Source organism: Methanoculleus methanifontis, assembly GCF_030464365.1.
GTDB lineage: Archaea > Halobacteriota > Methanomicrobia > Methanomicrobiales > Methanoculleaceae > Methanoculleus > Methanoculleus methanifontis.
This window is the reverse complement of the sequence record NZ_VCYI01000018.1, coordinates 44130-50129: the sequence shown is the minus strand read 5'-3', so window position 1 is coordinate 50129 and position 6000 is coordinate 44130. Positions and strand designations below refer to the sequence as shown.

The window sequence follows — 6000 nt, the reverse complement described above, 5'->3', positions numbered from 1 at the left end:
TAGCCATTCGTCGACACTAACTCTGCTCCTTGTTGTTGGTTTCGTCATTAACACAAGGAGCAACGGTTTTATAGATCTTTCCCCTCAGATGGAGCCGACCCTCGACTAGAGGGTTTCAACAGAGCCGAAAGATTGAAAAAAGTGACTCTTTTACACGCTTGAAGATCGTTTCAAATGGAGATGTCGTCTGGATCTATGATCCGGAGAAAAATAATGTGCTCGTAAGACACTTGACACCATCTGAAAAGAGACCAGCGCCTGCGATCTACACATTACTGACCGACAACATTACTAAAAATTACACGGTAGAGGAACAAGGGATAGAATCAATCAACTCAATTCCGGTCTATAAAGTAAAACTGACTCCTCACGAGTTGGACCGCGAGGACAACACAAAAGAGTACGTATTGTGGATCGACTCCAAAAATATGACCCCGTTAAAACTGCAGAGTTACGATAAGGGCAATCTGGTGCTAACCCTGGAATATCGAAATTACTCAATGAATTGCGTGATAAATGATGATGAGTTCACGTTCACGATTCCCGATGGCGCATCGGTGGTGTACGCATGAAGATTGATACTATTGCCAAAGAAGAGTTGTGGCGTTCAGTTGCAACCTTTGGAATCTCGCTTATCGTCATCGCTTACATCATCACAACAGACTACCTCCCATTGCCAGCTTTTTTGCTCTTACCCCTGCCATTGATGATCGCTGCAATAGTCGCCTGCGTTATGGTGTGGTATAGACGAAAAGAAGGCCTGACCGACCCCAATCCCGCGAATATCCTTCGTCATGCGTTTCGACTGGGGAAGCGCGGAGAAAAGAAGACAGCACGGAGAAGAGGCATCGTTGAGAAGATGACCGACGCCGCCCTTCTTGTCACGATCTTCCTGATCTATAGCTATGCGTCCCTTGCATACTCCATCAACCAGATATTCTGGCTCCCTGTCCTTGTCATCCTCGGCCTGCTTCTGACGCGCATCGTCTTCATTGATGGTGGGGAGCGCCACATCACCTTCGCACGATCGGCCATCTTCTACCTCGGAGCAACTGGGATCGTCCTTCTGCGCTACCTGGTACTGGGGTACCCCGTTCTCCCCCTCCTCCAGGCAATCGCGCTTGTTGGTATCGTTGCTTTTCCCATCCTCTATATCTGGGAACGACGGCGCGCACCGGAGGGAGCGGATTGATGGCTGATGGATGACCAGCAGAGTGATCGATGTGTTCTGCGCACCCCTGTGAGAGGTAGAGGGCTCATGACCGTAAAGGCAGTGCAGGTGCTTGCCGCTCTGCTCATCGCATGCACTCTGTGCATTCCTGCAGTCGCGGCCTCAACGATCCCCCTCGAATACTACCACATGGACCGGTGCCCGGACTGCAAACTGACTGATCCGCTGATTGCGGACCTGGAAAGCACCTACGACGGCGCCCTCACGATCGAATGGATCGACGTCGAGACTGTGGACAGTTGGGAGCGATGGAACGCGTACGCATTTCTCGAAGTCCCGGCCGTAGTCGTGAACGGCACCGTCACAATTCCCAAAGAGGAGATCACCGACGAGAACCTCAGGGCGGCGATCGAGCAGTCCCTTGCCGGTGCTGAGCCGCAGGAGAACTCGCCGCCGATTAACTGGAATATCCCGTTTGCATTCTCCCTGGGCCTTTTCTCCGGGTTCTCACCCTGCCTGATGGCAATACTCGGATTCATACTGGTGTACGTCACCGGGTCGGGCAAAGGGCTGAGAAGCAGTCTCCTGAACTCTGTAATATTCGGTCTGGGGCTGGTAGCCGCGTATATCGTCCTGGGGTGCTGCTTCCTGCTGGCAGGGATGTCCCTTGGTGGTTTCGGTCCGTACCTCGCCGTCGCGGCAGGACTGATCACGATACTCACCGGGGTGAACCTGCTTGGGTTGATAAAACTCCCGATCTCCGCGGACGACTACGTTAAGTCATCCATACGGAAGCATGCAACCACGCTTGCCGGGTTGTTCATTCTGGGCATGATATTTTCAATCGTCAAGGCCCCGTGCGCCGCACCGATGCTCCTCGTCCTGCTGAGCAGAATCCTGATCGACGGCACCGTACAGGATTTATCGCTCCTGCTGGTCTTCGGAGCCGGGGTGCTCACGCCGTTTCTCGGCGTCGGAGTCCTCGGTGGATACGCCTCATCAAGCAGGATACGGGAGTACAGGGACGTTATTCGAGCGGGAAGCGGGATCCTGTTGATAGGATTCGGGGTCTGGCTCATCTTCTGGGGGTAAACACTGCTGGATCAGCAGATACCCATCCTCCGGATCGACTGGCGTACCTTGCACGATCTTCCTTGCCGCGAGAATATCCGTTACCCTGCACCTGCATCCTTCAGGATGAGACCGAATGCCTCATTTTTGCAAGCAGTCGATGGACGTGTAAAGAAAAAGGACAGAAAACGTAAATGGCTTGACGCCCACGTCCCTGTGCGGATGCCTGGTTTAACGACATGGAGTAATAAATGCCTCATACGAATACATCGGCTTTCCCCTGCCTTTACGAGTCTATCTCCCGGAGCCGGCTGCGGTTTGCAATCCCGCCGCTCGTTGCGGTCATCGCGTGGGCCGTCTGGGTATGTGTCGCCAGCGTCGCCTCGGGCCACCCGGGGCCCATGCCGCTCTACGCCCTCCTCACCCTCTTCCTGGTGCTCATGATCCTTGCAGTTGCGGGGGCTGCGACACCGTTCCCGCTCGTTGCAGGCGTCCTCTCGTTTCACGGGCGAATCCAGACGATGCTCGTTACCGCCGCAGCAATGACACCGTTGGTATTCCCCCTGTTCATAACCCCGCACCGCTGGAGAGGCGAGCCCCCGCTGCTCGCGGACAGGCTGCCGATCTTCGGGTGGCTTCTTGACGACGCCATGAGCGCACTGCCGCTCGCCGAAGACTCGTTAGCACATGGTCTGGTGTTTTCCGCGTTTACGTTCCTCGGGTTCTACCTCGAGTGCGTGCTGGTCGCCGCCGTCTTCTACATCCTCCTCCGCGCGGTCATCTCGTTTCGCCGCCCGAACTCCGAAGATGGGAGTAATACGAAATGAATTCAGAACACATCCTGGCTGTCCTGGGGGTTGTCGTGGCGTATCCCCATTGCGGCGCCGGGGGCTACGTCGTCATGCCGATCCTGGGCGCGATCCTCTGGATAGCCTGGAGTAGGGGATGACAGCCGAGAAACCTCATCTGTAAAGGCAGGGTTAGTTCACCGCCCCCAAAGGTGAGGCCGGAGTGGTGCTATACAACCTCTGTTTCGGTGTCAAGGTGTCTATGGCAGTAAGTTGCTGGAAACCATCATACCCGCACTACCTACCTTGCCGTGAGAATAGCCTCTCTCCTGTGTCCGTGCTCCCTGCCGCCGGATCGATCGTCTCACTTTCACAAACGGCCAATGGACATGTAGATGATTGTGAGAGAAATGCTATATAGGCCCGGGTCTATCCCCATATGCAGATGCTCAAAACAGCGTTCGCAAAACCGCGGAGGCTCACCCCATCCGTCCAAGACCGGATGAGCCCCCCCACTGCCCGAAGGCGAAGGAATAGTTCGCATTCCATGTACATTAAGGTTGTGCCTCTTCTGCCTCCGGGAACGTTACAGGAGGAAAGCAAATGAATGGAAAGATTGGAATGCGGGCACTCTCCGCGCTCTTTGCTGTGTTGCTGGTGAGCGCGGGTGTTGTGTCAGTGGTGAGTGCAACGAACAACCCCCAGGCAGAACCCCATAATACAACGTTTCGATTGGTTGATAGTGTCCAACCTCCCCTCTTTGACTGGAGCGGTGTCGAGCCAGCGTCGGCAATGACAGGATCCGACCTAACGACGATCATCCTATCCGAAGCATATGTTACAAAACAGGTAGGACTGCAATCCCCCGGAATCGTTGAATTATCTCTTCCCTTCTCCGCATTTGGAGAATCGGATTGTTCTGTAGAAAAATCTCCGGATTACCTAATACAGGTAGGAATTGCTGAAGATGACCCTGTAGCAGTATTAACAATACCTGATACAATGTTAAGGGCATTGAATGGAGACCCTGGTTGCATCGACCTGAGTTTCCCGCTGGAATATTTTTCACATTATACAGATATCAGTACTTATTACCGACAGCACCCGGAGAACACCGCAAGCAGCTCTCGATCCAAATTATCAGATAGCGATCTAGCGGTGATTAATTCACTTGAAGTTAACATGGAACGTGATGGGCAGCAATACCTCTCCAGAGTAAGGTTTAGGGCCGATTCAGGAAATGAAGTTACATATCTTACAGGGAAAATTAGGCCATACTACTATTCAAATTCCGGAGCTAGATACACGATTTTCCAGGAAAGAGAGATAAATTTAAACCGTTTCGATGCATCAGGGGAACCCCTTGACACAATTGAAATTGTTGTCGAGTACGAAGATGCCCTTCCCGGAGTGGGGAACATCAAGTTATATCCGGTAGTATATGACGAAGGTTCTCTGATTTATCCGGGTCCCGACCCGTATATCGACGTATCCAGATCATCCCTCCCTCACGAGTATAATTACTACGTACTGATCGGTAGTGGTTCCACGTTGGGGAAATATGAGATCTGGCTCCAGGATACGACAACCGAAGAATGGCTGGGGTACTATTATTACGATGATGATAGCGATCCGAGTCAATTCATCAAGCGAAGTGTAGGGTCCTCGGAGTTATTGCTCTGGGACGACTCGACCTTTTCCTTTGATGCACGCACATCGCCGATAATGGATGAATGGTGCAGGCAGGGAAGTACCTGGGACAGACCGGCAGATGTATTCTCGTACTACGACCGGCAACACGATTCTTATGTGAGCACGTCGTATTCAACCGGGTCGGGTATAATCTATACACACACCTACTGTAGTGGAAGTGGTTCATCTTAGACTATATCTATTTTTTTAATTTATGGAGGGAACAATCACGTGAAACCTCACCATGTCATGGTAATACTCTCGTTTATTCTCCTCACCGCGGGGTGCATCGAGCCCGTGGCCACCGATCCCGCAGGGGTTACACCCACAATGGACGCCATAACCGAACTCCCCCCCGATAATGCACCATCACTCCGGGATTCAGCCTTCATCAGGATCGAGGAATGGGAGGACCCCGCCGAATACACGAGTTTTCCCCCACCGTCGTACATCCCCAAGGAGTATACTCTCTACGGCCTCCTGATATCCACCGTCTGGAACGAGACTTACGGCCACTACACGACGATCGGCGAAACCCTGCGCTACGCGCGTAATGATACGATACAGAACGCATCGTGGACTACCGATATGACGCTGCTCGACGTCACTTGGAGCAAATACGGGTATAATATCCATGCAAAAGATCAGATTGTTCACAATGAGCCGGAACCCGTTGACATAAACGGGTATACAGGGCTGATCTACGAAACCGAATCGGAACGGCTGATCGTCTGGACGGCGGCCGGGAACGCTACGTACCATGTGCGCGGGTCGCTTGACCGTGAAGAATTGATCCGGGTGACGCAGTCTATTCCCTAAAAAACACTACCGGTCCTTTTACGGGGAGGGGAGCCGGACGAAAACTCCTTATTGCCGTATACCACAAGTCCGATCACCGGCGGCAAGAAAACAGCGTTCGGAGCCGGGATCGAACTCGGCGCCCTCTCCCACCGGCTCGTCGGCCGACTTCGCCGATAGAGCACCCCTTCTTCTCTGCTCCGTCCTCCAGAGCAGGATCGAGCGCTGTGCTTTTGTGAATGACCGGCAAACGTGTAAAGAGATCGGATTCTCGGTATGTACCTGGCATGGGACTGGAACGCAACGCGGAGAAAGTCTCATGCAAACGCAGGACAGGAGTAAGGAATCCAGCGAGGTACTTCTATCCTCAAACCCCATTTACCCAGACGTTGCCCGGTGTATCGGAAAGTTCGCCCCAAAACTCCTTAACCGGGAGGGGAACGCGCAATCGCACCTGATGGTGCTCGCGCTCCGGACGGC

At 53.2% G+C, this 6000-nt stretch carries 7 protein-coding genes; all 7 read left to right on the top strand.

Going from position 1 to position 6000, the window contains the following annotated elements:
- Nucleotides 1-74: 74 nt before the first annotated feature.
- The 7 genes from FGW20_RS11990 to FGW20_RS11960 all read left to right on the top strand — a co-directional run bounded on the left by FGW20_RS11990 (nt 75) and on the right by FGW20_RS11960 (nt 5541).
- Nucleotides 75-572 (top strand): LolA family protein, encoded by a 498-nt coding sequence (locus FGW20_RS11990; protein ID WP_496197203.1) that lies wholly within the window; start codon nt 75-77, stop codon nt 570-572.
- Nucleotides 569-1192, top strand: a complete 624-nt coding sequence (locus tag FGW20_RS11985; protein ID WP_276833763.1) for a hypothetical protein — start codon at nt 569-571, stop codon at nt 1190-1192. The genes FGW20_RS11990 and FGW20_RS11985 overlap by 4 nt, the downstream gene beginning before the upstream one ends.
- Before the next feature lie 6 nt (nt 1193-1198).
- Nucleotides 1199-2263, top strand: coding sequence for an urease accessory protein UreH domain-containing protein (locus FGW20_RS11980; protein ID WP_301678319.1), 1065 nt, complete (start codon nt 1199-1201; stop codon nt 2261-2263).
- A 230-nt stretch (nt 2264-2493) separates the two neighbouring features.
- A complete protein-coding gene (locus FGW20_RS11975) occupies nt 2494-3069 on the top strand; it encodes a hypothetical protein (protein WP_301678318.1) in 576 nt (191 codons plus the stop codon).
- Nucleotides 3066-3191, top strand: coding sequence for a hypothetical protein (locus FGW20_RS11970; protein ID WP_301678317.1), 126 nt, complete (start codon nt 3066-3068; stop codon nt 3189-3191). Before FGW20_RS11975 ends, FGW20_RS11970 begins: the two co-directional genes overlap by 4 nt.
- A gap of 442 nt (nt 3192-3633) precedes the next feature.
- Nucleotides 3634-4914, top strand: a complete 1281-nt coding sequence (locus FGW20_RS11965) for a hypothetical protein (RefSeq protein ID WP_301678316.1) — start codon at nt 3634-3636, stop codon at nt 4912-4914.
- Between the two features lie 39 nt (nt 4915-4953).
- Nucleotides 4954-5541 carry a DUF4367 domain-containing protein gene (locus FGW20_RS11960; RefSeq protein WP_301678315.1) on the top strand — a complete coding sequence of 196 codons (588 nt, stop codon included), beginning with the start codon at nt 4954-4956 and terminating at the stop codon, nt 5539-5541.
- Nucleotides 5542-6000: the final 459 nt, after the last annotated feature.